18 protein-coding genes are annotated in these 26,149 nt (G+C 55.4%); 9 read left to right on the top strand and 9 right to left on the bottom strand.

Annotated elements, in window-relative coordinates:
* Positions 1 to 56: 56 nt before the first annotated feature.
* The gene (locus tag CA54_RS12400; protein WP_146371074.1) at positions 57 to 1,679 is read right to left on the bottom strand and encodes an acyl-CoA carboxylase subunit beta; all 1,623 of its coding nucleotides are present in this window, start codon (positions 1,677 to 1,679) and stop codon (positions 57 to 59) included.
* 274 nt (positions 1,680 to 1,953) lie between these two features.
* On the opposite strand from CA54_RS12400, the gene CA54_RS12395 reads away from it, so the two are divergent.
* From CA54_RS12395 to CA54_RS12385, 3 genes are all read left to right on the top strand, one after another.
* Complete coding sequence (locus CA54_RS12395; protein WP_146371073.1) at positions 1,954 to 6,105, top strand: DUF7133 domain-containing protein; 4,152 nt, start codon at positions 1,954 to 1,956, stop codon at positions 6,103 to 6,105.
* Positions 6,106 to 6,399: 294 nt separating this feature from the next.
* Entirely contained in the window at positions 6,400 to 7,422 is a 1,023-nt protein-coding gene (locus CA54_RS12390; RefSeq protein WP_146371072.1) for an AAA family ATPase, read from the top strand.
* 12 nt (positions 7,423 to 7,434) lie between these two features.
* Positions 7,435 to 8,331, top strand: coding sequence for a DUF58 domain-containing protein (locus CA54_RS12385; RefSeq protein WP_146371071.1), 897 nt, complete (start codon positions 7,435 to 7,437; stop codon positions 8,329 to 8,331).
* Between the two features lie 179 nt (positions 8,332 to 8,510).
* On the opposite strand, the gene CA54_RS12380 is transcribed toward CA54_RS12385, so the two are convergent.
* From CA54_RS12380 to CA54_RS12370, 3 genes are all read right to left on the bottom strand, one after another.
* Positions 8,511 to 9,566 carry an Ldh family oxidoreductase gene (locus tag CA54_RS12380; RefSeq protein ID WP_146371070.1) on the bottom strand — a complete coding sequence of 352 codons (1,056 nt, stop codon included), beginning with the start codon at positions 9,564 to 9,566 and terminating at the stop codon, positions 8,511 to 8,513.
* 114 nt (positions 9,567 to 9,680) lie between these two features.
* Positions 9,681 to 10,310: a hypothetical protein gene (locus tag CA54_RS12375; protein WP_146371069.1), complete on the bottom strand. Its 630-nt coding sequence runs from the start codon at positions 10,308 to 10,310 to the stop codon at positions 9,681 to 9,683.
* A gap of 195 nt (positions 10,311 to 10,505) precedes the next feature.
* Positions 10,506 to 11,108 (bottom strand): DUF6690 family protein, encoded by a 603-nt coding sequence (locus CA54_RS12370; protein WP_146371068.1) that lies wholly within the window; start codon positions 11,106 to 11,108, stop codon positions 10,506 to 10,508.
* Between the two features lie 304 nt (positions 11,109 to 11,412).
* On the opposite strand from CA54_RS12370, the gene CA54_RS12365 reads away from it, so the two are divergent.
* A complete protein-coding gene (locus tag CA54_RS12365; RefSeq protein ID WP_146371067.1) occupies positions 11,413 to 12,747 on the top strand; it encodes a sulfatase-like hydrolase/transferase in 1,335 nt (444 codons plus the stop codon).
* Positions 12,748 to 12,771: 24 nt separating this feature from the next.
* On the opposite strand, the gene CA54_RS12360 is transcribed toward CA54_RS12365, so the two are convergent.
* The gene (locus tag CA54_RS12360) at positions 12,772 to 12,954 is read right to left on the bottom strand and encodes a hypothetical protein (RefSeq protein ID WP_146371066.1); all 183 of its coding nucleotides are present in this window, start codon (positions 12,952 to 12,954) and stop codon (positions 12,772 to 12,774) included.
* A 337-nt stretch (positions 12,955 to 13,291) separates the two neighbouring features.
* On the opposite strand from CA54_RS12360, the gene CA54_RS12355 reads away from it, so the two are divergent.
* Entirely contained in the window at positions 13,292 to 13,513 is a 222-nt protein-coding gene (locus CA54_RS12355) for a hypothetical protein (protein ID WP_146371065.1), read from the top strand.
* Positions 13,514 to 13,525: 12 nt separating this feature from the next.
* Positions 13,526 to 16,141, top strand: a complete 2,616-nt coding sequence (locus CA54_RS12350; protein WP_146371064.1) for an MMPL family transporter — start codon at positions 13,526 to 13,528, stop codon at positions 16,139 to 16,141.
* Positions 16,142 to 16,191: 50 nt separating this feature from the next.
* Here CA54_RS12350 and CA54_RS12345 read toward each other — a convergent pair whose 3' ends face one another.
* Entirely contained in the window at positions 16,192 to 17,007 is an 816-nt protein-coding gene (locus tag CA54_RS12345) for a phytanoyl-CoA dioxygenase family protein (protein WP_146371063.1), read from the bottom strand.
* 444 nt (positions 17,008 to 17,451) lie between these two features.
* On the opposite strand from CA54_RS12345, the gene CA54_RS12340 reads away from it, so the two are divergent.
* The 3 genes from CA54_RS12340 to CA54_RS12330 all read left to right on the top strand — a co-directional run bounded on the left by CA54_RS12340 (position 17,452) and on the right by CA54_RS12330 (position 22,886).
* Positions 17,452 to 18,876 carry an efflux RND transporter periplasmic adaptor subunit gene (locus CA54_RS12340; protein ID WP_146371062.1) on the top strand — a complete coding sequence of 475 codons (1,425 nt, stop codon included), beginning with the start codon at positions 17,452 to 17,454 and terminating at the stop codon, positions 18,874 to 18,876.
* 232 nt (positions 18,877 to 19,108) lie between these two features.
* Positions 19,109 to 21,487: an ABC transporter permease gene (locus CA54_RS12335; RefSeq protein WP_146371061.1), complete on the top strand. Its 2,379-nt coding sequence runs from the start codon at positions 19,109 to 19,111 to the stop codon at positions 21,485 to 21,487.
* A 157-nt stretch (positions 21,488 to 21,644) separates the two neighbouring features.
* A complete protein-coding gene (locus tag CA54_RS12330) occupies positions 21,645 to 22,886 on the top strand; it encodes an efflux RND transporter periplasmic adaptor subunit (protein WP_197532412.1) in 1,242 nt (413 codons plus the stop codon).
* 134 nt (positions 22,887 to 23,020) lie between these two features.
* On the opposite strand, the gene CA54_RS12325 is transcribed toward CA54_RS12330, so the two are convergent.
* The 3 genes from CA54_RS12325 to CA54_RS12315 form a co-directional block, all read right to left on the bottom strand.
* Positions 23,021 to 23,677 (bottom strand): YHS domain-containing protein, encoded by a 657-nt coding sequence (locus tag CA54_RS12325; protein WP_146371059.1) that lies wholly within the window; start codon positions 23,675 to 23,677, stop codon positions 23,021 to 23,023.
* A gap of 260 nt (positions 23,678 to 23,937) precedes the next feature.
* Complete coding sequence (locus CA54_RS12320; RefSeq protein WP_146371058.1) at positions 23,938 to 25,587, bottom strand: adenylate/guanylate cyclase domain-containing protein; 1,650 nt, start codon at positions 25,585 to 25,587, stop codon at positions 23,938 to 23,940.
* Entirely contained in the window at positions 25,584 to 25,961 is a 378-nt protein-coding gene (locus CA54_RS12315) for a response regulator (protein WP_146371057.1), read from the bottom strand. Before CA54_RS12315 ends, CA54_RS12320 begins: the two co-directional genes overlap by 4 nt.
* Between the last annotated feature and the right edge of the window lie 188 nt (positions 25,962 to 26,149).

Here is a 26,149-nt window from a genome sequence, read left to right as displayed (position 1 = left end):
TTCTATCGATTTGGGGGGCTCACTCGTGATACTTCTGGGAAAAATGCCTTTTCCGCTCACACCTGATACACGCCGGTGCGGAACGGTTCGTCATTGGCATGACGGGTGGCGATTGCCAGTGATTCAATTAGTACGGCTCGCGTGTTGGCCGGTTCGATGATCTCATCCACCCAACCCCGCGCTGCTGCGTAACGGATGTCGGTTTGTTCTTCATAGGAATCGACGATCCGCTGCCGCAAGCGTTCCATTTCATCGGCATCAGGAATTTGTCCTTGCCGTTTCAGGGCGGCAATATTGACTTGCAAAATCGTCGAAGCTGCTTGTCCGGCTCCCATTACGGCGTAATGCGCCGTTGGCCAGGCAAAAATAAATCGCGGGTCAAACGCCTTGCCACACAGTGCATAATTCCCCGCTCCATAACTGCCGCCCAGCACGACGGTCAGCTTGGGGACGCGACTGTTAGAAATGGCGCTGACCAACTTGGCCCCCGCACGGATGATGCCCGCTTGCTCCGAATCGCGGCCCACCATAAACCCATAGACGTCCTGCAAAAACACAATCGGCAACCATGTCTGATTGCAGTCCATCACAAACCGTGCCGCTTTGTCCGCGCTTTCGTGATAAACCACACCGCCGAATTGTAGACCCGACTTGTCTGTTTTTTCCGGATGATGTTGGTTCGAGACGATCCCGACGTTCTGCCCCCCAATGCGCGCATAACCACAAACCATCGTTTTGCCGTACTCGGCTTTGTATTCCTGAAAACTGCCGGCATCGACGATGCAGTCGATCACGTCGCGGATCTCATATTGCCGCTGCGGATCGGGCGTAACGATCTCGGTCAGCTCCGCGGGATCGCGGGCGGGGGGCACCGGGTCTTGCCGAGTGAAATTGTCGCTCACCGCATCGTGTGGGAGCGTCGCCGCTAATGCCCGCAGGCGGGCGAGACAACTTTCGTCGTCCGGTTCACGGAAATCAATCGTGCCGCTGATGGCCGCATGCATCTCCGCGCCGCCTAACTCTTCATGCGAAGCGGTCTGTCCGATAGAACTTTGCACGAGCGCCGGACCAGCCAAATATAATCCCGAGCCTTCGGTCATGACCAATTTGTCGCACAGCACCGGCAAATACCCACCTCCGGCAACACAGTTCCCCATGATGGCGGCCAACTGCGTGACGCCCATGGCGGACAGGACCGCGTTGTTGCGGAAGATGCGGCCGAAGTCGTCTTCGTCGGGAAAAATTTCATCCTGCATCGGCAACAGGACACCGGCGGAGTCGACCAGATAAATTAACGGCAGTCGATTGGTCATCGCGATGCGTTGTGCGCGCAACACTTTTTTTGCCGTCATGGGATAAAAGGCGCCTGCTTTGACGGTGGCGTCGTTGGCGATCACCATAAACGACCGTCCTTCAACGCGCCCTAGTCCGCAAATCACGCTCGCCGCCGGCGCCGGGCCCCACTGTTCATACATACCCCACGCCGCCCAGCGACCGATTTCCAAAAACTCGCTACCGGGATCGATCAGTCCGGCGATTCGCTCTCGAGCCGTCAGGCGGCCTTTTTCGTGTTGCCGCACAATGGCTGCTTCGCCGCCCCCTTGCGCGATCTCCTCGCGCTGCGCGCGATGTTCGCTCAACAATTCCTGCCATGCGTTTGCCGAGGACTCGTCATTCATGGAATTTAGGTTTTTCTATTTAGAACCAGATGCAAAACCCGGTCGCGCTTGTTTCGGCAGCTTACAGATCAGTCTCTCCCGGACGCGGCGGAGCGTTTTGCAACGACCGGTCGCCGGGTCAGCGATGCGAACGTGCTGGTGCGGGTAGCCTGTCCATGGTTCTCGCTGTTAGAATAGTAAATACTATAATCGAAAACGGCGCCTGAAGCGTGTCATACCGTTTGAAATCCCCACTGTAAATCGCGACCGGAAAATCGCGACCGGAGTCGATTGAATGCCCCGCCCGTTGATGTGCTTGCTCTGTCTTGTGATGCTCGGATTGTTTGTCGCACCGGTTGCGGCGGTGGAAGAAGACGAAGAAGATGCGGATTATCTGCCCGGACTGTCCGCCGTTTATTCATCCGGTAAAAAAAACATTCGCCGTATTGACCCGGACATTGAGTTCGCTTGGGGAACCGCTAGCCCCGATCCTCGCTTGCCCGCTGGCCGCTTTCAAGCCAAGTGGCAAGGGCGATTGCTTTTGCAGGAACCGAGCACTTACCGGTTCTTTGCCTACGTCCAAGGTCAAGTTACGATCACGCTCGACGGAAAAGAAGTGCTTTCTGGAAAGCAGCAACAGCCGGGGTGGATCAATGGTCCGCCGTTGGAATTCGACTTCGGTGAGTTTGAACTGGATGTGCAGTACAAAAAAACGGGAAAGGCCGGTCAGCTCAAATTGTTTTGGTCCGCGGACCGCTTCGACCGCGAACCACTGCCGGCACGTTTCCTGTACCGCAATGATGTTGCCGCCGAGCTGAAACAAATTGAACGGGGACAAACGGCTATTGCTGCTAACCGCTGCAATCGCTGCCATCGCCGAAAACAGGAACAACTCAGCAACCCGGCTCCCAGTTTAGCGCATGCTGCCGGCGGGTTGTCGCGTGCTTGGATCATCGATCAATTATCCGGCGCTGCAGCCGACGATCCGCATGCCAACATGCCGCAATTTGGTTTCGACCGCAAACAAGCCGAGACCATCGCCGCATTTTTACTACAAGGCGATCCGGTCGCCACCACGGACCTGCCCGCAGTCAAGGACGAAACCGTCGCCCGCCGGGAAGGCGAAATTCTGCTGCGCTCCGTCGGTTGCCTCGCCTGCCATACCCATGGTGAGTACGGAACGACTTCAGAATTTACCGGTGGGGACCTAAGTCAGATTGGCAAAAAAAGAAGCCGCGATTGGATCTACACCTGGTTGGCCCACCCGGAAAAATTGAATCGAGATCACCGCATGCCGGTGGTCAAATTGTCGAAAGAAGAACGCGCGCAATTGGCGCTCTATTTAACGCCGACTGAGCAATCGGCTGATCCAGGCAAATCACAACAGGACTCGGCGCAAACAATTAAGGCCGGTCGTGCATTGGTTGTCACCGCCCGCTGCGCCAATTGCCACCGCATCCCGGGTGTTGATGAAAACCTCGCCAACATTCCGAGGTTGTCCGCCGCGACAATGAAATCGGCGAAGTCTTGTTTGTCCGCACAACCCGCGGACCAACATTCCCGCCCATTTTATCCGCACGTCGATTCAGCAGACATTGCCGCTTATGTCGCAACGCATAACGAACTGCGGACTCCCGTGGGAGAATTTGAACAGGGACGGCAATTGTTGGTGCAGCGGAATTGCTTGAACTGCCATGAACGCGACCTGGGCAAAGGAATCGTGGCCATTGCCGGAAAGATGTCGCGGGTCGATGAAACCTTGCAGGGACAAAGCGAAGCACTCATTCCGCCGGCGCTGACGGCGGTCGGCGATAAGTTGCAGGACGATGCGTTATCCGAGGCCGTCAGCGGCGAACAAAAGAAACCACGGTTGCCTTGGCTCAAAGTCCGCATGCCGCGATTTCAACATACCGACGCCGAAAAACAAGCCTTGACGAAATTCTTAATCGGTCATGATCGCATTCCAAACATCAGCACCGAGCCGCTGGCCAACATCACTGAGACCGAGCGCAGACAAGCCTTGATTGCCGGACATGAACTCGTCGGCGGCAAAGGATTTAGTTGCGTTGCCTGCCACGCCTTTGGCAAATTCGAACCGCGTAACGTCGCACTGGGCACGCGCGGGTCTGATCTGCTGATGTTGGGCCAGCGCATGCGGCGGGAGTATTTTTTGCGGTGGACACGTTCGCCCCTGCGGATTGTACCGGGTATGGAGATGCCTTCGTTTGACAAACCGGTTCCCAAAATTTTGGCCGGCAATCACGATCGGCAATTGGCGGCGATCTGGGATGGACTCAATGATCCCAACTTCACCGTGCCGACAAATCCCTCGGTGGTCGAACAATATCTGGTCGTCCGCCCAGACGAACCCCCGCGCATTGTTCGTGACGTGTTCACGAATCACAAAGCGGACGGCGGTTATACGCCGCGCTCATTCGCCGTGGGACTACCGAATCGGCACAACGTGCTTTACGACCTCGATACGTTTTCGCTACGCCAATGGTGGCTGGGCGACTTCGCCCGCCAACGCACACAAGGCAAAAGTTGGTTTTGGGACGCGGCCGGTGTGACTATTGCCGTAGGAACACCCAACGCCCCCGACATCGCACTTCACGTCGACGGCACAGCAAGCGATGCGTTGTTGATGCCTACCCGTGCCCAAGGCACGCATGGCCGCTTGGTCAGTTATCATACTGACAGCAACGGTGTGCAGCTTGAATATGTTTTGAATTTCCCCAACGACCGGCAACTGCACGTCACCGAAGACATCCGCCCTGCCGTGGCCCCAGACCAATCTCAACTAACAGGTTGGAAGCGCCGCATTTCCGTGAGTGGTATCCCGGAGGGATTTCAAGCGGTTTTATTGCATCGCACGCCTGAGGTTGCTTTTGGTAATCCCCTGGTCAAAGCCATAGACGAATCGGCCACGCCGTGGGAGTCCGTTTCGGCCGATGGCAAAACTCAAGGCAGCATGATTGACAAAACGGGCGATACGGCCTTGGGGGCGTTCCGCTACCTGTGCGAACTGAAACCGGAGGAACTCGGCAAGAATCCCGCAACGCCTTCGAAGTTCCCCATCGAAAAAATCACCTCGGTGCCGGGCTATGACGGAATACGTTTGCCGTTGTCGCGATCGATTATGCCGACAGCGATCACCTGGACGCCGGACGGAAAGATGGTATTCACCTCGCTAAAAGGGCATGTTTATATCGCCGAGGACACCGATGGCGACGGCATCGAGGATGAATTGCGGCTCTTCGAAGAAGGACTTGCCGCCGCTTACGGCGTGATCGCCGACGGAGCGGATTTGATCGTGGCCCACAAACCAGAATTGCTACGACTGCGCGACACCGACGGCGATGGCCGCGCGGATGTGCGGGAAGTCGTCGCCACCGGTTGGGGATTCAACGACAATTACCACGACTGGACGACCGGCATCGTGCGAGACTCGTCCGGCAATCTGTACGTGGGGTTGGGCAGTGACTACGCTCAAAAAAAAAGGCGCGCCGAACATACACGCTGGCGCGGCAAAGTGTTGCGGATTGATCCGTCGGGCAAAATCGAACCGCTGGGGCATGACCTGCGTTATCCCACCGGATTGGCGATCGACCAAGCCGATCGTATTTATATGTCCGATCAACAAGGAGTGCAGAACACCTTTAATGAGATCAATCACCTCGTGCCGGGACGCGGTTACGGCGTGACCAGTCCGCACCGTGACTCACCCGATTCCCCCCCCATGTGGCCGGCGGTGCAACTCCCGCACCCCTGGACGCGGAGCGTGAACGGCATCTTCTTTTTGAACTCCGAACTTGTCAAAAACCCTCAAGTCTTCGGCCCCTTCGCCGGTCACGGCATTGGCTGTGAATACGACACACGGGCGCTGATTCGCTTTACGACGCAACAAGTCGGTGACGTTCTGCAAGGCGCCGCCTATCGGCTCAGCCGCACGGATATCGAAGACGCAACCGCCAATTTCACCGGCGCGCTCAGCGGTGCCGTCAGCCCCGATGGCGATATCTATATCGGTAGCATTCACGACAGCGGATGGTTGGGCGGACACAATCTCGGCGACATCGTGCGGTTGCGACCCAATGGAAAATTACCACTCGGCATTCGCGAACTCCGCGCGAATCCGCAAGGCTTCACGTTGACCTTCACTGCTCCGGTGAATCGCAAAGCTGCCGCCGATCCGGAAAACTACACCATTTCGGCCTACACACGCATCTGGGAGGGTGGCTACGCAACTCCCGAATCAGGCCGCCACAAAGTGACCGTTACCGGCGCCCAAGTCTCCGAAGATGGACGCGAAGTCGTATTGACTGTCGACGCACTGCAGAAAAAGTTCGTCTACGAAGTCAGCTGCGGCCGCATCGGCCCAGACGCCAACCAACCCCTCTGGCCGGCAATCGGCTACTACACGATGACGGTCGTGCCCCAAAAGTAGGCTGCGTCGCGAAGCACCTTTCTCTTAGCGGAATGAGGCGATTCAGACCGTGCCGCGCGCTGGCGGAAAACATCATTCCCAATACCTAGGCGCACCTACTGTCAAACGTGCTAGCGTGGCTCAGCAGGAGCTTCGCCCTCCCGTTGTGTTGTTTGTAACCTGCCGATATTTTCTGCTGACGGTCGTAACCTTCTTGAACGCTGCGAGCGGCCTTCCTAGAATCCATAGCACGCCCCGCGCTGGCGGCCGCGATATTCCTCCGGGTCATCTACTCCCAACAAGCAGCGATCACTCATGGCAAAAGAACCCCGCGACTTCGGCGAGTTTTTGGAAAAGTTCAAACGGCATCGCGATGTGATGCACGAAGAACTACATAAAGTGATCATCGGCCAGGACGAGGTGATCGAACAGATCTTCGCCGCCATCTTCACCGGCGGGCATTGCCTGCTGGTTGGCGTTCCCGGTTTGGCGAAGACGCTCCTCGTCAGCACGATATCGCAAATTCTCGACGTCCGCTTCAAACGGATTCAATTCACGCCCGACCTGATGCCCTCAGACATCACCGGGACCAACGTGTTGGACGAACAAGAATCGGGCCGCCGCGACTTCCGTTTTGTCGAAGGTCCGGTGTTCACCAATATTCTGTTAGCGGATGAAATCAACCGGACGCCTCCTAAAACTCAGGCAGCGCTGTTGCAGGCGATGCAGGAACATGAAGTCACGATTGGGCAAACCACCTATCCGCTGCCCGATCCGTTTTTTGTGATCGCCACACAAAACCCGATCGAACAGGAAGGGACCTATCCGCTGCCCGAAGCGCAGTTGGACCGCTTCATGTTCAACATCATCGTCGATTACCCCACCGTCGAAGAAGAAGAACAAATCCTCGACAGCACCACCGGCGCCGAACAGCCCGAGATCCGCAAAGTTCTCTCCGCTCGTTCGATTCAATATCTGCAAAAGCAGATTAAGATGATCGAAGTCGCGCCGTTGACAATCAGCTACGTTGCCAAGTTGGTCCGCTCCAGTCGTCCGCGTGACGAGTCCGCTCCCAAGTTCGTTCAGGAATTGGTCGATTGGGGAGCCGGTCCGCGTGCCGGGCAAAATTTAATCGCCGGCGGGCGAGCCATGGCCGCCATGGACGGACGCCCGAGCGTCTCGTTGGATGACATCCGCAAAGTGGCCGTCCCCGTTCTGCGGCACCGCATCTCGACAAACTTTCAAGCCCAGGCCGAGGGGATGTCCACCGACGACATCATCCGCCGCTTGGTCGCTGAAACCCCCGAACCGACCGTGCCAAAATACGAAAAGGCGTAAACAGACCGTTCTATGTCTTCTACTGAAAAATACCTCAAGCCCGAAGTCATCCGCACCGTCTCCCGGTTGGACTTGCGCGCGCGATTCATCGTCGAGGGGTTTTTCAATGGGTTGCACGCCAGTCCTTACCACGGATTCAGCGTCGAATTCAGCGAACATCGCCGCTACACACAAGGAGACGACCTCAAAGATATCGACTGGCTGGTCTTTGCCAAAACCGATCGGTACTACGTCAAAAAATATCAGGCCGAAACCAACCTCACCGGTTATCTGGTGATGGATCTGTCTGAAAGTATGGCCTACACCTACCGGCAAGAACTGACCAAGTTCGACTACAGCATCTGTCTGGCAGCGGCGCTGGCGTACTTGATGATCCACCAGCAAGATCCGGTGGGATTGATCACGTTCGACGAAAAAATCCGCCATTCGATCCCCGCGAAAAGCAAACGGACACAGTTGGGCAACATCTTGGCGCTGTTGTCCAAACTACAGCCGACAGGGCAGACGGAGATTTCAAAAAACCTGCAACGGATCGCCGCGATGCTGCGGCATCGCAGTTTGGTGATGATTTTTTCCGATCTGCTGGCCGATTCTGGACCGGTCATCGATGCGCTGCACATGTTGCGGTATGCCGGACATGATGTGATTTTGTTTCACATCATGGACGAAGCGGAAGTGAATTTTCCGTTTGATGGGATGGTCGATTTTCGCGATCCGGAGACCGGTGAAACGATGCTGGTCGACGCTGCCGGCATCCGCGGGGATTATCTCGACAGCGTGGGTGCCCTGCGTGAGAACTACCGCAAGGAATGCCTGTCCGCCGGGGTGGATTATGTCGCGCTCGACACCAGCATCCCATTTGACCGGGCGCTAGTGGAATACCTGTCGCAACGAAAAGCCCGGTTTTAAGCCACCGAGTTCCAGTCCCTAGCAACAGCCACCTGCAAGAAGCCGCAATTCCGCGCTTTTATTGAGAGCAGAGTCTCAATGGCAGGGACAGCAGAAATTGCTGCGTCTTGTGCCTGCGGCACATCCTGCGGGGGTTTCCTATGGTGAAATGCTATTTTTTACCGTGGGAGCGATGAGAATCACGAGGTGGTCGGTAACGGGACGTTCAATTCTGTGGCGGTTTTTACTAATCGTTGCCAGTTGCCATCGTCGAAGGGAATGCCGTCGCGCAGACGTTGTGCGCGCACCTCGCGGCCACGGTCGCCGGGGAGGCGAATTCGCTCGACGTTCGCTTTGCGGCGACTGTTGCGCGTCGAGGCGATCAGTTGGTCAGCTTGCGCCAGAAAATGTTCCGTCCCGGCGAATTGTTGCGGCTGCCAGACGATTGCCAGCACATTGTTGCAACTATCGACATCCTCTTGTGGGGGGCAGAATCCACCCGAGAGGCCGCCGACGAGAATATCCAACATCAGCCCCAGACCAAATCCCTTATAACCTGCCTGCGTCCCGCCCAAAGGTTGAATGGTGCCGGGTGGATCGGCGCGGCGTACCTGTGGGTCGTTAGTCGGTTCCCCTGCGCCATCCAACAACCAGCCATCGGGGCAGGGGACCCCTTCGGCGAGCGCTAAACGAATTTTGCCGTTGGCGACGGCCGAGGTTGAAATATCCAACACCAGTGGACCGTCACTGGTGGGAACGCCAATTGCCAGTGGATTGGTGCTGATCTGCGGTTCGGTTCCTCCCGGCGGAGCCACGACCCGCAGTGAGGCGTTGTCATTGACCGCCACCAGCGCTGCGAAACCCGCTTCAGCAGCCAATTCGACCCATTCTCCCAAGCGGCCAATGTGCCCGCACCGCATGAGTGTTCCGCTGGCAATGCCCAAGGAACCCGCTTTATCCATCAATCGCGCGATCAAACGACGGGCTTGGACTTGTCCGAAACCAAACTGCGCATCAGCCGCCAACATCGCCGCCGTTTCTGTGCGTACAGCCAACTCGACACCCGGCACCAGCTCGCCGATACGCAATTGCCGCACGTAGTCGCGAATCCGCATCACCCCATGCGAATCATGCCCCCGCAAATTCGCCTCGACCAGGCTAGCAGCCACAATCTCAGCTTCCACATTGGGGACACCCGCAGCTTGGAATAGTTGTGTTGCGAATTGTTGTAGTGTGGTCGCGGAATAAATGGGCATGGTCGAAGAGTTGTTTTTAGCCTTGAGTTGTCTTCAGTTTCCGGAAAAGCCTCACGGTAAGACGTACAGGCTCGCTAGTGGCACCCAACACGAATAATAAATCGTGACAAAACGCTAGACACAGATTTCGACTTCTAGGAATTTATGGGGATCCTTTTGGTACTGTGCGGCGAGTTGTTTGAGAGTCTCCCAGCGGGTGCTGTGACGCGGGGACTCGAATTGCGGCATCTCTTTAGGAAGTTTTTGCAGCAATGCTTTTTTGATCAGCATCGCGCGGATTTTTCGCGTGCGCATGTCACCGGCGCATTCACAGGTGAGGCAGATCAGGTACCGTTCCACCTTGACGTCGAGGTGCATGTCGCGTTTGAGCGTTCCGGAAGCGAATTTCTCAGCGACCTCGTTGAGGACCGCATTCAAGTAGTACCAATGGTCCTCTTTTTCGAGCGGAATGATTGCGTCTTGCTCGCTGGTCTTTCGTGCAGCGGCGTTGATCGTGTCGACGGCGACCGCATTGAGAAATACATCGGCGCAATTTTTTTCGATCACCGTGCGAATATAAAGTTTGCCGTCGTGGATCGTGTTGAGCGACACATTGATGCGGTCGAAGAATTCCTTCTTAGCCCAATCCGCTTTGGCTTTGCGTTTGCCAAAGAACCAGCCAACCGCCATAAAGCCGGCGGCTGTTAGGAATTTGATCCAGTGTTCCTGGAATTGCTCAACGACAGCATCGAGAAATTCTTGCATGGCGGATTGCGTCCATCCTCCGGCAGGCTTGTGTAATTTCTTAGGATCCGTTTCAAAACCGGGTTGAGCTTTTTTCTGAAAACTCGCAGTTCAGTCTCAACGAGATGCGTCAGAGGTTTTGAAACGACTGATAAGGGTATAGACAAGCATTCTACTGAAGTTGTTCGCAAAAAACGACGCGACCGATGCGTTGCTTCAAATGTCGATTCGCAAATCGATGGAGAAGTTCGAGTGCGATTCGTCGCGATCGATCAGTTCCATGGGCGTGATGCTGTAGTAGCCTCCGAGTTTGGGGCCGCCCGCGTAACTTTCGCGGCGGGGGTCTTGATTCACAACCCGACGAAAACCGTACTGCTGTGTCATAAAGTGCGTTAGCCGCAATGGATTTCCAGTGGTCCCCACAAATGTGATCCGTCGTAAACGTTGCCGCGTATCGAAATAGTACGTTAGGCTTCCGGCCAGATCCGTGTCATCGATTCCCGTCACCAGCGGCACGCGATAACCTTGTAGATCCAAATGCCGCAGGCTGGCGGAGACCTGTTGCCATTTGTTCATCACGTGGTTGGGTGTCAAATCGAAGCGAAAGATCTCGGAAAAGTCCTGGACCTGGGGGCCGGCCACCGCGACGACCTCGTTGCCAGCTTCCGCCAATGTCTCGCTGACAATCTCGGGGTCGATCAGATTTTCATCCTCAACGAACATTCCCGTAAACCCATCCTCACCGGCCGGCGCGGTTTTATATTGCATGTAGCCGAAACCTGCCGCCGTGAAAATCATTGCTGAAATGAGCAGTCGCATGACCAAATTCCCTCTGCGGGAGATGAGGAGTGCACCGGATGAACAACACATGTTTTAATGACGGCTCTCTCCCCGCCCAGTGCGCAGGGGGCCGCCTTGCTAACATTATCGACCACCGACCGGCCCCAACATCGGACGTCGAATCCCCAAAGGTAGAGGCTACGGGACCACACGAACCGATAGCGGCCGTAGAACATGCAACATCCGCACCGTCACCGCGCCGTACGATTGACAGGGGCACGTACAAACCTGACAACTAGGATGTCTTAACACCGTACCTGTATTTCCAGACTGGTGATGAACCATGCTGAATGTTTTAACTGCGACGGCCGTGTTGATCCTGTGGGGTGCTGCTTCTCAACTGTGCGCCGCTGAACAGCGCCATCCCAATGTGATCATTATCCTGGCCGACGACATGGGGTACGGTGATGCGGGATGCTACGGCAGTACCACGTTAAAAACCCCACACTTAGATCGATTGGCGGCTGAAGGGATGCGGTTCACGGACTTTCATTCCAGCGGTGCGGTCTGCAGCCCGACCCGCGCGGGTTTTATGACCGGCCGCTATCAACAGCGGGCGGGTATCCCGGGCGTTGTGTTTGCCGATCCGCAGCGCAATCGACATCATGGTCTGCAGACCACTGAAATCGTGATTCCAAAATTGCTCCGCCAAGCGGGTTATGCGACCGCATTGTTTGGAAAGTGGCATCTCGGGTATCGCAAGCAGTTCAATCCCATACACCACGGCTTTGATCGATTTCGGGGATTCGTGAGCGGCAACGTCGATTATATTTCACACATCGATGGCACGGGCGTTGCCGATTGGTGGCACGACGATCAACTCACACCCGAAGAGGGCTATACAACGCGGCTGATCAATCGCAATGCGGTCGAATTCATTGAGCAACATCGTGACCAGCCGTTCTTTCTGTATCTGGCGCACGAAGCAGTGCATTCTCCCTACCAGGCGCCGGATGATCCTCCGGTCCGCGCAGTAGGCCGCAAGCGGATTCCTGGCACAGCTCGAAAGGACATTGCCCGCGCTTATCAACAAATGATGACCGAAATGGACAACGGCATCGGCGAAGTGTTGAACACGCTCGAGCGATTGGAGTTGGACCGGGAGACGTTGGTGTTCTTTTTCTCCGACAATGGAGCGACGAAAAACGGTTCCAACGGCGCATTGCGGGGGTTCAAGGGAAGTCTGTGGGAAGGGGGACATCGCGTGCCCGCCGTGGCGCGCTGGACGGGGCACATTCCGCAGGGAACAGTCAGCGGCACAACATGCATCAGTCTGGACCTGATGCCCACAGTTTTGGCCGTCGCCGATGTCGACCTCCCGGAGGGCCATTATCTCGACGGTGCGGACATTTCTTCCATTCTAGCCGGGAAAGAAAAACGTCTCGCGCGGCCACTTTTTTGGAGCTATCGCAAGAGTTCAGCGATGCGCGATGGCGATTGGAAGCTAATCGTCGAACGAAACAACGAGGATCCACAGCTTTTCAATCTGGCTGACGATCCGCAAGAAGCGACGAACCTGGCTGCACAGCAACCTGCACGCCTCGAGGCCATGCTCACGTCGCTTGCGGCATGGAAGGCGGATATCCTCAGCGGAGCCACCAAACAGCCGGAGAAGTAGCGGTATCTACGGGAAGTTTGCCGATTATACAGCCGTCTCGTACTCGTCTGCGCTAACGCGTTTCACCGACTGATAGGCGATGAGTAAGCCCAAGGTGAGCGTTAAGACCCCTTGCAGCAAACCAACCGAGGTGATTTTGTCACTTAGCCCGACGTTGAGTAGTCCATCAATAATGGCAACGCCGGCACTGAGTTGCATGCGAAACATAAGGAGGTTCTCCGTTGGGTGCCCGCGATTTGATCCGCAGGATGTAAGTTGAAGTCCAACAATGTTTTGCTGAATTCATCCAGTGGGTGAATTTCCTTCCCGAAAATTATCAGGATTCGCCGTGAACGTCAATTTCTCTTCCAGGCGTCGGAAGATCGCACTACGTAACATGCTGCAATGAAACAGATTACACGAATTTACTTTACAACCACGGGAAACACCGGAGGCGAATCTGGTGCTCTCTGATGGTGCAGTTCATTGACGGGCCAGGGTTCGGGAGTTACCGTATTTTTTTATTCCGTTATCACTAAACAGCTTTGGGCGGTTACGGACGTCATTGATCGTCATCGATGTGCCGACCGAAGCTGGTCAAGCCGCTGCTTCAATGGCCCCCAACAGTCATGCCGGGACCCGGTTCCGTCCTGATATTCTCCTCTATAACCACCAGCACCGTTGCGCTGGAATGCAGGCCATTGCGGGCGAAGTATTGGTTGGATTTAGTCGTCATTCGACGTCATCGCCGATTATGGACATCTTCGCTGTCGTTTCTATGGATTAACAATTCATTCCTATGTTTGGCAAGCTTGGTAAACTGATCAGCGGCCGATGGAAGACTGTCTTCATCGGGTGGTTGATATTCTTTGCCTTCATCCAATGGGTGTCGCCCAAATGGAAAGAAGTCGCCCTGGATGGCGAGTTCGATCATCTGCCCAAGGAAATGGACAGCATCCAAGGAGAAAAACGGTTCGCCGCAGCGTTTCCCGATGATCTGTTGGCCAGCAGTATTGTGATTGTCGTGCGCCGCGAGAAGGGCGAACTGAACGACAACGACATGGCCTTCATCGAGGAGGAATTGCGAACCCGGCTGGAAACCATTTTGGCCGACATCGACGATGTGGTCATCAATGAGCAATTGGCCGTTGCCGAAGAGGAATTGGGCGAAGAAGAATTCGCCCGTCAGAAAACGGCGCTCGAAGACGATCTGGTCCGTCGCCTCGAAATCGGTCCGATTCCGGAAAGCGAAATTACACAGATCACGTCGATCCGTTCTCCCACGGATGAGTGGATTGGCGAAATGTTGATCAGTGAGGACCGGCAAGCAGCGCTCGTGATTGTGGGGCTGTCCGAGAAATTTCTCGAATATGGCAACCGTGATACGATACACCGGATTGAGACATTGATCGCCAGACCCGGGGGCGAATTGTTCGAAGAAGAACTGATTCCCGATGGTCTCGACTTGCAACTCAGCGGTACAGCGACGGTCGGCCGCGATATGCTCGAAGCGCGTGACGAGAGCGCCGCCGCCACGGAGACTTGGACCGTCGGTTTGGTGATCCTGCTGCTGATCTTGATCTATCGCGCGCCGTTATTGGCGTTGATTCCCTTGATTACGGTGGGGATTGCCAACCAAGTCTCATTATCGTTGGCCTCCTTGCTATCGCAATTCAATGCCAACGACGGCGACATTTTATTTGGCTTTCGCACCTTTGTGGAAATGCACGTCTATATGACGGTCATTCTTTATGGGGCGGGCGTCGATTATTGCCTGTTTTTAATTGCTCGGTACAAAGAGGAACTGGACGCCGGCGCCGATATCGATCAGGCAGTCTCAGAAGCAGTCGGAAAAGTCGGGTCGGCGCTGACCGCCAGCGCGCTCACCACGGCGTTCGGCATCGGCATGATGGTGCTGGCCGCCTTCGGTAAATTTCGCGACGCCGGTATCGGCATTGCTCTGAGCTTGATCGTGGTTTTGATCGCATCGCTGACGTTGACACCCACCCTGTTGCGGTTGTTTGGCCGCTTCGCATTTTGGCCGCACATTCGTAGTGAACGGATCACTACGACCGCCGGGTGGATCTCCGGCAGCACGCTGATGTCGAAGCTGATCGAGCTAAACCCGCTCAGTAACGGCTGGGAAAAAATCGGGCAGGCGGTGCTGGAACATCCGCGGAGGCTGTGGGGTTGGACCATGGCGATCATGATCCCTTTTGCTGCGGTCGGTGTGCTTTCGTGGAACCACCTCAGCTACGGGCTGATGTCAGAATTGCCGTCGGATGATGCTAGCGTTGTTGGTGCCAAGGCCATTCAGAGGCATTTTCCGGAAGGAACGGCCGGGCCGCTCACGGTGCTTTTGGCAAACGATCAAATGAATTTCAATAGCAGTGATGCCAAGGACAAAATCGCTGAATTGACCACAATACTGCGGGAAAAAAGCGATGAGCTGAATATCGCCGACGTCCGTAGCCTTTCTTCCCCTTTTGGTCGGCATGAACCAAGCTGGGAAGGACTTTCAGGTTTTCGTCTAGCTGCAAAACGGCAAGCGGTCAATGAGAAGACCAAGGAGTATTACGTCACGCAAGTTGAAGGCTTGAGCGGCGATACCACGCGGTTGGATGTGATCTTCAACGAAGATCCGTTTTCCAAAAACAGCATTGCGCGGCTGGATGGCGTGGAACAAGTCATCCGCGATTTCTTCTCCAAACAAGACGAACCGCTCAAAGCGACCCATATGAATTTCATCGGGTCCACGGCGAACATCCGCGACTTAAAGACGACCACGGACCGCGATCGAATTGTGATCGACGTTGCTGTGTTGTCCGTTGTGTTGGTGATCCTCTGGATTTTGCTTCGCCGGTTTTCGATCTCGTTGTATCTGATCCTGACGGTGTTCTTCAGCTACTTCGTCACCATCGGTTTTACGTATGTGTTGTTCTGGTTCTTGGAATCGACTGGGGAATTCGCCGGCCTGGATTGGAAGGTGCCGATCTTCCTGTTTACGTTCCTGATCGCCGTTGGCGAAGACTACAACATCTACTTGATGACGCGTATCGATGAGGAACAGCAGCGGCGTGGACCGATTGAGGGGATTCGTGTCGCGTTGTTGCGCACCGGTGGCATCATTTCCAGTTGCGGCATCATTATGGCGGGCACATTTTCGTCGCTGGTGTTGGGCGGAACGCTCAAGGGCATGCAGCAGTTGGGGTTTGCGCTGATGTTCGGCGTGTTGTTAGACACGTTCGTCGTCCGGCCGATCCTCGTCCCCGCCTATTTGGTCATGCTGCATCGTGGCGATTTTGGCAAATGGACCTGGCTGCTAGGCGGCGGGGCGGTCCCTACAACGACCGAGCCAGAATCGCCGTCCGCCAACCTCGAAACGCCCGCCGATAACCAACTCCAAAACGGCTAGATCCATAAACGGTGAACCGTGCGGCAACCTTTGGGAGTGGCGACTCAGCCTCAGAGCACCGGCAGCATTAATTCGGCGAGCGCCGCGGACCGCGTCCCTGGCAGAGGACGGTTTTTCGTTGGGCGGAAGGTAAACACCACCGAGAACTTTGATTCGTCCGTTGTGTTGTTTCCCGCTGCATGAAACGTGCGGCTGTGGAAAAAGAGAACGTCGCCCGGCGAAAGTTTCACGTCCACTCGGCGGTCGATCAGTTCTTGGTTTTGCGGTTGGGTTGGATCCAAGAAACAGCCCGCGTCAAACCGGTCGGGTGCGAACTGCATGGCGTGCGTGCCGGGAATCACGCTCAGACAACCGTTTTCCGGCGTCTCCTCACCCAATGCCAACCAGGTGCTAACCAGATTGGGTTGTTCAAACGACCAAAAACGGATGTCCTGATGCCAATGCGTCTGGCTGCTGTATTGCGGCTGTTTGGTCATGATGCAATTGTGATGCGTCAAGGGCATCACAACGGGAGCGTCCAACAATTGCGATAATCGCCCCGCCACTCCCGGGCTGCAGATCCACTGTGTGAACACCGGATGCCGCGCATGGGCCATCAACAGCCGACGCACCGTTCGACCTCCCGCAGCGGACCGTGATGGGGGGGCACCGGGGTAGTGCACATCGGCCTCAAGTTCCACGGGTTCGATGGGCTGTTCCAAATGTGCGCGGGTGACCGACAACATCGTTTCCACTGTCAACGCATCCCCCATTCCCGGGACGATGATAAAACCGTCACGGCGAAATTGCTCGATTTCGTCCGCCGAAAAATAATCCGGCGGCAATGGTGATGAACGTTTCGTGGGAGATGAGATTTCAGTGGGCATCGTCGGAATGTGAGTTTCAGAGAGTAATTTCGGCCGGCAGCCTTGGATTGTGATCCGCAGCCGTTGTGTATGGGGTAATCGTCGTAGCCTTCACCCGAAAGGTCAAGCGGTCCTGGCATTTTTGCGACCAGCGGGGCAAATTGGGATCGTTGTGCGGATTTCCTAACATGAGAACAGGATTCATTTTGCGAGAAAGGGAAGGGTGGGTGATCCGAGTTTGCGAAATCGCGGATGTTGCCGATAGACCTTGGCGGGTATGCTGTCTATGATTCAGTGTGACAATTATCGTGGATCGTCGGTTCGCCGATTATTCCAAAGCTCGATGTCTGTACAAGTAGTTTCAAAACCCTCTGACGAATCACGCAAACACTTGTATTACAGATTCCTGAATAGGCGCAACCGGGTTTTGAAACTGGTTCTAGACAATGGGACGGTTGAGTGAATATGGCGGACGAAAAAAAACCAAAGCAGACGCGCGGTTGGCTGCGAGTTGTCATTACCATTGTCTGCTGCATCCTTGCCTTGGTGGGCGGAGGCATGGTGTTTCAAGCACTGGCCAGCCTGAAGGAAAAACCCCAGCAGAGCGAGGTCGAAGAAAAGGTCTACAAAGTTGACGTTTTCAAGACGGAGCAAATCCCGCTGGGAGAAGTGATCTCGGGCTTTGGAACGTCTCGGGCTTATCGAGAAGTCGTTTTGTCCGCCGAGGTCGGCGGGCGGGTCGTTGAGAAACATCCCTCCTTAAAACCAGGGGCGAACGTCGTTGCCTCACAGGTCGAGGTCGATAGCCAAGGCCGCACGCGGTCGACAACCCCATCGTTGCCCTTGGTCCGCATCGACCCGGAAACCTACAAGCAACGCGTGGTGCAGGCATCGGGCCGCATTGCTGAGATCGACGCGGAACTCAAAGTGCTAGCCGAGCAGGAAGCCAATAACGAACGCCTGATCAAAAAAGCCGCTGCCGATGTCGAAGTATACCAAAGCGAATATCAACGCATTGAGGATCTGGGAAAACGGGGCGTGATCTCCAAAACGGAACTGACGACCGCCCGATTGGAATTGGAGCGGTACAAGCAATCCGTTTTAAATCTGGACAACGAAACCCGGTTGTTTCCCGTCCGTCAACTCCAACTAGAACGCAAGCGAGCGACGGCGGTCTCGGATTTGGAAACAGCGCAGCTCGACCTTGCCCGAACAGAAATCCGGCCACCCTTTAGCGGCGCTCTGAGCGAAGTCATGGTCGAAGTCGGCCAAAACCTGCGTCCCGGCGATCCGTTGGTGAAATTGCTGGACTTGGACGTGATCGAAGTTCCCGTCCCGTTGGCCTTGGGTGACTATGAAAAAGTGGCCGCCTTGTTAAAAGCGGGCGACAACCCCACCGTGACATTGGCTCGGAATACGACTTCTCCTGGGCAGTGGACGGGGATCATCGAACGGGTTTCTCCTCAAGCGGACGAGTCGACACGAACAGTCGAGGTCTACATTCGCGTGGAAAACGCCGACCAGCCGATCCCCTTACTTCCCGGCACGTTCGTCAACGCCAGAATCCAGGGACCGGTGATCCCCAGTGCCATCGCCATCCCGCGGGATTGCATCACAGACGGGACGGTGTACGTTGCCGACGACGGCCGCGCCGTGAAGCGTCGCATCGTACGTGGCCAAACCTTGCAATCGTTGGTGCTGATCGACGAAGGGTTGGAAGCGGGCGATCAAGTCATTTTGACGAATCTCGACATCCTCGATGATCGCGCCAAAGTCGACGTCCAACAAATCCGCACGTTGGCGGATGAATTGGAATTGATGGAAGTTCCGTTGGTCGTGCCCAAAGTCGCCGAACAGGAACGGGTACCCCAGGACGGAGCGAGCCAATAGTGGGGGGAACCGATTCGATTGCTTCCCCGAATTACGGTTTAATAACAGTCCCGCGCATCAAAGTTTGTGTCGCCCTTTCAGGGCGAATTCTTTACACTTGACCGCATCCCAGGGCGGCACTGCGTTCGCTGCGCTCACGCGAGTTTGCCCTGGGTTACGAGAATGCCCGCAACACAAATAGCCCTGAAAGGGCAGCACAATCTGACCGCCTCACTCCCCGGGAGACTCGACGTTGAGCGTTCTTGATCGCAAATTGAGCCGCGATCTTTATGCGGTCAAGGGGCTGTTGATCGCTATCGTGGCGATCCTCACTGTGGGGATTGCCGGGTTCGTTTTGTATCTTTCGCTGTACTTCAATCTGGAACTCTCGCGCCGCAGTTATTACGCACAAAGCCGGATGGCTGATTTTTGGATCGACATCGAAAAAATCCCTCAGCTTGAATTACAGCGCCTGCGGGAAATCCGCGGCATCTCTGACTTTCGACCGCGGATCAACTTCAGCGTCTCGGTCGATCTGGAGGGAGTGGATCGGCCGCTGTCGGGTGAGGTGATCTCCCTGCCCGCTGAGCCGACGCCGGTGATCAACAATATCGTGATCCGCAGCGGGGGATACTTCACCAATCTCCGTAGCGAAGAGGTCATCGTCAGCGACGCCTTCGCTCGGGCGCGGGGACTCAAACCAGGTGACACGATTCACCTGTTGCTCAACAACCGCCGTCAAGAATTGTTCGTCGTCGGAACGGCCGTTAGTCCCGAGTACGTCTATACGATGTCGCAGGGGGGCATTTTTCCCGATGCGAATAACTACGGCATTTTCTTCGTTAAGCAACCGTTCGCTGAGGAGGTATTCGATTTTCAAGGGGCGGCCAATCAGGTGGTCGGCCTGCTGGCTCCCGAAGTCCGGCAGCGACCGCAGCGCGTGCTCGATCAAATCGAAACGGTGCTGGCTCCCTATGGCAAAGCAACAGCGACGGCGCTGGCCAAACAACCCTCGAACCAGATGGTGGTCGACCAACTCGAGAAGATTAAAATTGAGTCGATGATTTTGCCGCCGATTTTTATGGTGGTCGCCATCCTAATTCTCAATGTGCTGATGATGCGGATCGCTGAGCAACAACGCACGATCGTGGGCACGCTGAAAGCGATCGGCGTCAGTAACTGGACCATCTTTGGACATTACTTGAACTTTGGTGTGATCATTGGACTGATCGGCGGCCTCCTCGGCGTGGGATTGGGTTATTGGCTGGCCGGCATCGTCACGGAAATGCAGGCGCAGTTTTTTGAGTTCCCGCGACTGATCAATCGTCCCTATCCGTACATCTTAGGTGTCGGTTTGTTGTTGAGTGTTTTGTTCTCGGTCTTGGGGACTCTCCGCGGCGTGCGGGCGGTGATGCGGCTCAAACCGGCCGAGGCGATGCGGCCCAAGCCGCCGGTTGTGGGACGACGGACGTTTTTGGAACGAGGAAGTTTTTTTTGGCGGCAGCTCGATTTCCGCTGGCAGATCGTGCTCCGCAGCATCTTCCGCCAGCGCGTCCGTACAGCCACGGGACTATTCGCTGCTATGACGGGGGCGTCGTTGGTGTTCGTGACTCTGCATATGCTGGACTCGTTCCATGAGGTCATCACATTCCAGTTCGATAAAATGATGCTCAGCGATTACGAAATCTCGCTGAAAGGGGAGCACGATTATAGTGTGGTTTACGAGGCTCAACGCTTGTCCGGTGTGGATCTTGTCGAACCGGTGTTCTCGCTCGGCTGCACGTTTCACAACGGCCTGCACAAGAAAACGGGGGGCATCACGGGGATCGTGCCGACCGCGCGTCTGACGGTTCCCCGCGATGCGCAGGGAAATCCCGTGCCCATTCCCAAGACCGGCGTGATGCTCAACCGCCAACTGGCACATATGCTGGATGTCTCTGCCGGCGACCAGTTGACCATTGCTCCACTCAAAGGAGAGACACGAGAAATCAAGATTCCGGTGGCCCATGTGTATGAATCGCTGATGGGCATCTCCGCGTTCGCCAATCTCGAATACTTAAATCATCTTGTGGGAGAAGAGACGTCTGTCACATCGCTCCAATTGAAAGTCCAACCGGGGGAAGAGGCGCGACAGAAGTTGTTCCGAGAATTGAAACAGTTCCCCGCTTTGCAGGGCGTTGGGTCGGCGCGCGAGCAAAAGATCTTACTGGAAGAATTAATCTTAGGTCCCACGATCGCCGTGGTGGCCATCATGGTGCTATTCGCAGGTTTGATTTTTTGCGGCAGCGTCTTGACCGCTTCGCTGATATCCTTGGCCGAACGGCAACAGGAAATCGCCACGCTACGTGTGCTGGGATACACGCCGCGCGAAGTGGGGGCGATCTTCTTTCGCGAGAGTTTTTTAATCAACATGCTGGGAACGGCCATCGGGTTGCCGTTGGGTTATTGGCTCAGCTATGTGATCGACGAAGCCTCGAGTACTGAAATGTTGCGGATGCCGTTTGTCATCGAACCGCGTAGTTTTGGGATCACCATTGTCACCGGTGTTGTCTTCACATTCCTAGCGCACTTCCCGGTCCAATGGGCGGTCCGTAAAATGGACTGGCAACGGGCATTGAACGTGAAGGAGTGAGATGCTAGTGGTTGGTGGTCGGTGACTAGTGGCCAGAAAGAATGTGCAGAGGCGACAAACGTAGAAATGGCCATGGTGTTTCGTATCCACTATCAACATGCATCGGCCAGCCCTCGCGCCTGTCCCCTCAAGCCTCAAGCCTAACAAAAGGAATACCATGTTGCGTTGGATCTGGGTGGTGCTCATCCTGGGAGTTGTTGTCGGGGGCGTAGCGTTTTTTCGCTCGCCTACGGAAGTTCCTGTGGATGTGGCGCTCGCTCACAAGGGGGACATTCGTGTGTACGTCGAAGAACGGGCGAAAACGCGCGTGCCGGAGACGTATCGTATCTCCATGCCGCTCGCCGGACGCGTGTTGCCGATTTCGCTCAAAGCGGGGGACCGTGTCACTAAAGGGGAGGTCGTTGCCAGGCTCGATCCGGCAGATCTGGATCGCGATGTCTCACAAGAGTCGATTCGTGTGCTCGGTTTTGATCGCATGATTGAAACGCTTGGGAATAGCATCAAAAGCTCACAGCAGCAATTGCTGGCCCGCGAGGCGAAACTCAAGTTTGCCGAAGAAGAACACCGGCGGATTTCACAATTGTTTGAACGAGAGGCAGTCCCCGAGGCTGAAAAGAGCGAAGCGGAATTATTGGAGATCGAAAGCCGTGCGGAACTGCGCAAAGACGAGTTGACGCATCTGAACTACAAAATTGCGTTAGCTCTCACGCAGTTGTTTCGGCAGGACCAGATTGAAACGCAAGCCGCAACGCAGCGCGATCGCAAGCGGGCGGAGATTCATAGTCCCGTCGACGGCGTGGTGTTGGAAAAAATGGAATCCAACGAACGCGTACTCCCGTCGGGTGAAGTGCTGTTGGAAATCGGCCAACCGGACGAGTTGGAGGTCGAAGCGGAAATCTTGGCGCAAGATGCGGTGACCATTCAGGTCGGCTTCCCGGTGGAAATCAGCGGCGCCGCGATTGGCGCCGAACCGATCACCGGCAAGGTGACGCGGATTTATCCGCGCGGCTTCACCAAAGTTTCGTCGCTGGGCGTGGAGCAACAACGGGTGAAGGTCGTCATCGCGTTTGACCCTGAGGGGCTGGAGCAACTCAAAAAAGCGGGGCGGAAACTGGGCATCGATTATCGTGTCCGTATCAAAATCTTCACGCAGCAAAAACAAAACGCACTGATCATTCCACGGTCGGCAATCTTTCGCAGCGCTGCCGGCAATTGGCAAGCGATGGTGGTTCGCGATGGGGCGGCGCAGTTAGTGGACCTCAAGATTGGACTGGCCAACGACTTCGAGGTCGAGGTTCTCTCGGGAGCGAACGACAACGAACCGGTGATCCTCGCGCCCGATTCTTCTCTCGTCGACGGCCAACCCGTCGAAACGATGCTCCCAACCGAGTCACAATAAACTGGTCATTTACCACATCCATGTATATTAAAAAACCGCCAAATGGGCGTACCCATTCAGCGGTTCTTGTTTAAATTTAGATCCTGCAATTCACCGCCGCTCAATGCGGCGCAAGTTCCGGTTCCTTACGGAACTTATGAATCCTTATCTTTTTTACCCTTCAAATTGCTTTTATTATTCTTTTTTGCGTTTGCTTGTTCGACAAGTTGCGGGACTTTGCCGGTAAAATTTTCAGGATCGGCTTTGAATGCGTCTGGACAATTGGGACAGCAGAAGTAGACGTTTTGGCCTTCGAACGACACTTTTTGGTCAGCTACGATCGGCTTGCCGGAGACTGGGCAGTCGGTTTGCAGCGTGAAGCCTTTGTCGAACTGAGAAAACACCAGCTTGATGGCCCGATCATCCGCTTTTTTTGCCTTGGCCAGACAATTGCCGCAGCAAAAACCAACTTTGACCCCCTCGATGTCGAGCGTCTTTTCTTCATTGATCGGCTTGCCGGTCAGCGGACAGGCGACCTCGGTGATTTGCTTGGTGTACAGCAATTGGTGATTGGCTTTGGCCAGAAACTTGTCGGGATTCGCCTTATACGCCTTGGGGCAATTCTCACAGCAGAAGAAGAGCTTCTTGCCGCGATAGTCCACGAAGGATGCCTCTTTGGCCGGTGCGCCGGAGACGATGCATTTAGCGTCGAATTTTTTCTCGGCGGTCTTACTGTCTTCAGCGCTTTGGACGCTGACGGTGAATCCGAGCGCGACACATGCGCAGACCACGGTGAGGAAGCGTTTAGACATGCGGTTGCCCTTTCTTGAAATTGTGCGATTGTCGGATCGTCAGCAGCAAACTGAACTCTATGATCCGTGATATCCGTCGTGGGAAATGTAATCTATCACACACTTTTTGTGTGAATTCAGACATTCACCGAGATGGCAATCGCTTAGCCTACCATCAATTCGCAGGTTTCCTCAACCGCAATCCCCGCATTCGCAGCAGGTTTCACTGAGGAATCCAGAGATCAAAAACCGCTGCGCGGGCAGGCGGGCCCCTCAAGATTTCACGTTTGCGATGGCGGAGTTTCGTTGAAACCATCGAAGCGGAACATTTCCATGTCGCCTTTTCCTTTGACGGTAATCGCTCCCAGCGGCGTCCCCTGGCTGTCTTTTTCGACACGGTTCCAGGCTTCACGGCTGAGGACGATTGAGCCTTTGATGCCGTGACTTTCCATGCGCGCGGCTGTGTTCACGGTGTCGCCCCACAGGTCAAACAGGTATTGCCGGCGACCGAGCACACCGCCGACGACCGACCCGGTGTGGATGCCGATGCGCACGTTCCAGCCAATGGGTAAATCGAGCGTGGCTTGGATCATTTCCAATCCACAGCGGACGCAGTTCAGCACCGGTTCGTCACTGTCTCCAAACAGTCCGCAGGCCGCCATAAACGCATCGCCGATGGTTTTGACTTTTTGCACCCCATGCCGCAGGGCAATTTCTTCCCAGGTGACGACGAGTTTCTGCAAATTGGAGACGACCTCTTCGGGGGAGTGCTGTTCGCAAAAGGAAGTGAAATCGACGATGTCGGCGAACAGGACCGCGACATTGTCGTAGCGGCGGGGCGCGACCTCGTTGGTGGTCTTGAGTTCCGAGACGATATCGGCTGGTAGAATCACGTGCAGCAATTCGTCGGCACGCTGTTTTTCCTGTTCGATGCGATTGAGGTAGGAGATTTCGCGTTGCCGGAACCGCCGTTTTTCTAAACAGGCGCCGACCCGCGCTTTGAGTACCACGGGGTTGAACGGTTTGGGGAGATAGTCTTCGGCGCCCAATTCGATACAGCGGGCGACGATTTCCATTTCCTCCAGTGCGGAAATCATGATGATCGGAGTTTCCCGCAACCGCGGATCACTTTTTGTCCGCGCGAGCACCTCGAAACCATTGATGCCGGGCATGACGATATCCAGGAGCATCAAATCAAAGTCGCCGTTGTTGAGCAATTCCAACGCTTCCTTGCCGTCCCGTGCGGTGACGACCGTGTGTCCTTGGATTTCTAAATGCCGACTGAGAATGTCACGATTGATGTCGTTATCGTCGACAACCAACACATGTCCCTGTTCCGTGGCGATGGCGGAGTCCTTTTTGTAGTCGAAAATTGCGTGAAGGTGATCCAAGTCTCCCAGGTCGGAGGCCACGTCGGAAGCATCGATATCCCAAGCCGCCAAAATTTTGTCGACCAGTTCAGCCGAACGCAATCCCGCGTTATGAATCAGCCGCAGTTCGGGAATGAAGCCGGACAGAAATTGCTCTTCGGCATCTTCCAGCCACATCTCCGAATAGTTGATGACCGGGTTGAGTTCGTTGAGCATATCATGCCGCAACCGCGAGCGGACCGATTCGTCATCGACGGTCGGTTCTCCCGGTGCTGCCGGGGCGAGGATTTGATGCACCAAGGCAGTGAGCGACTCGCCGGCGGATTGAATTTTGAGGATGTCACCGGAGAAGCCGGGCTGATCCATGTCGCGGGCGACTGTGAGTATGTGACCGCTGACATCGCTGATCACGCGGACCGGTGTCAGCAATTCGTCCCGTTTTGTAGCCAAGAACGCCCGTCGGACGCGGTCGGCCACATGTGTGGTGGTGGTGGTGGGGAGGTCAGACTGTGCGTCATCGTGACGACGCTGTTGGCCACCCGACCGAGGTGTGTGTGTCATGGGGTGGACCGTTTTTTCAACAGGGCTTGGATGGTTTCGAGCAATTGAGAAAAATTGATCGGCTTGGCTTCATAGTCGTCGCAACCGGCTGCCAATGCCTTTTCGCGATCGCCGGCCATGGCATGTGCGGTCAACCCGATGATGGGGATGTCGCATGTTTCGGCCGCATTTTTGATCGTCCGTGTGGCTTCGTAGCCATCCATCACGGGCATCTGCATGTCCATCAAGACCAAGTCAGGCGCTTCGGAAGCAGCCTTTTCGCAGGCATCGACGCCGTTGACGGCCCCCACGACTTCAAAACCTCGCTTTTGAAGTCGGCGCGTCAGCATATCGCGATTGTCTTCGGTGTCATCAACAAGCAAAATCTTCGGCATCCGCCGCGTCCTTTCGAGTATTGAGGATGTCGTCCGTTATCCTGAATCTTCATTTTTCTCCGCCCCCCGAGACAGAGATCACAAGATCGTACAAAAACCGGACACCGTACGGGCAAAGGTTTCGTGAATCGCTTCAAACTGCAGGCACGAGGTATCGATGAGCGCGATTACAACCATTGTTCCATCTC

Origin of the sequence: Symmachiella macrocystis, assembly GCF_007860075.1 — a bacterium.
Lineage (GTDB): Bacteria > Planctomycetota > Planctomycetia > Planctomycetales > Planctomycetaceae > Symmachiella > Symmachiella macrocystis.
Note: the sequence above shows the minus strand (reverse complement) of the source record. Positions and strands in the feature narration are given on the sequence as shown.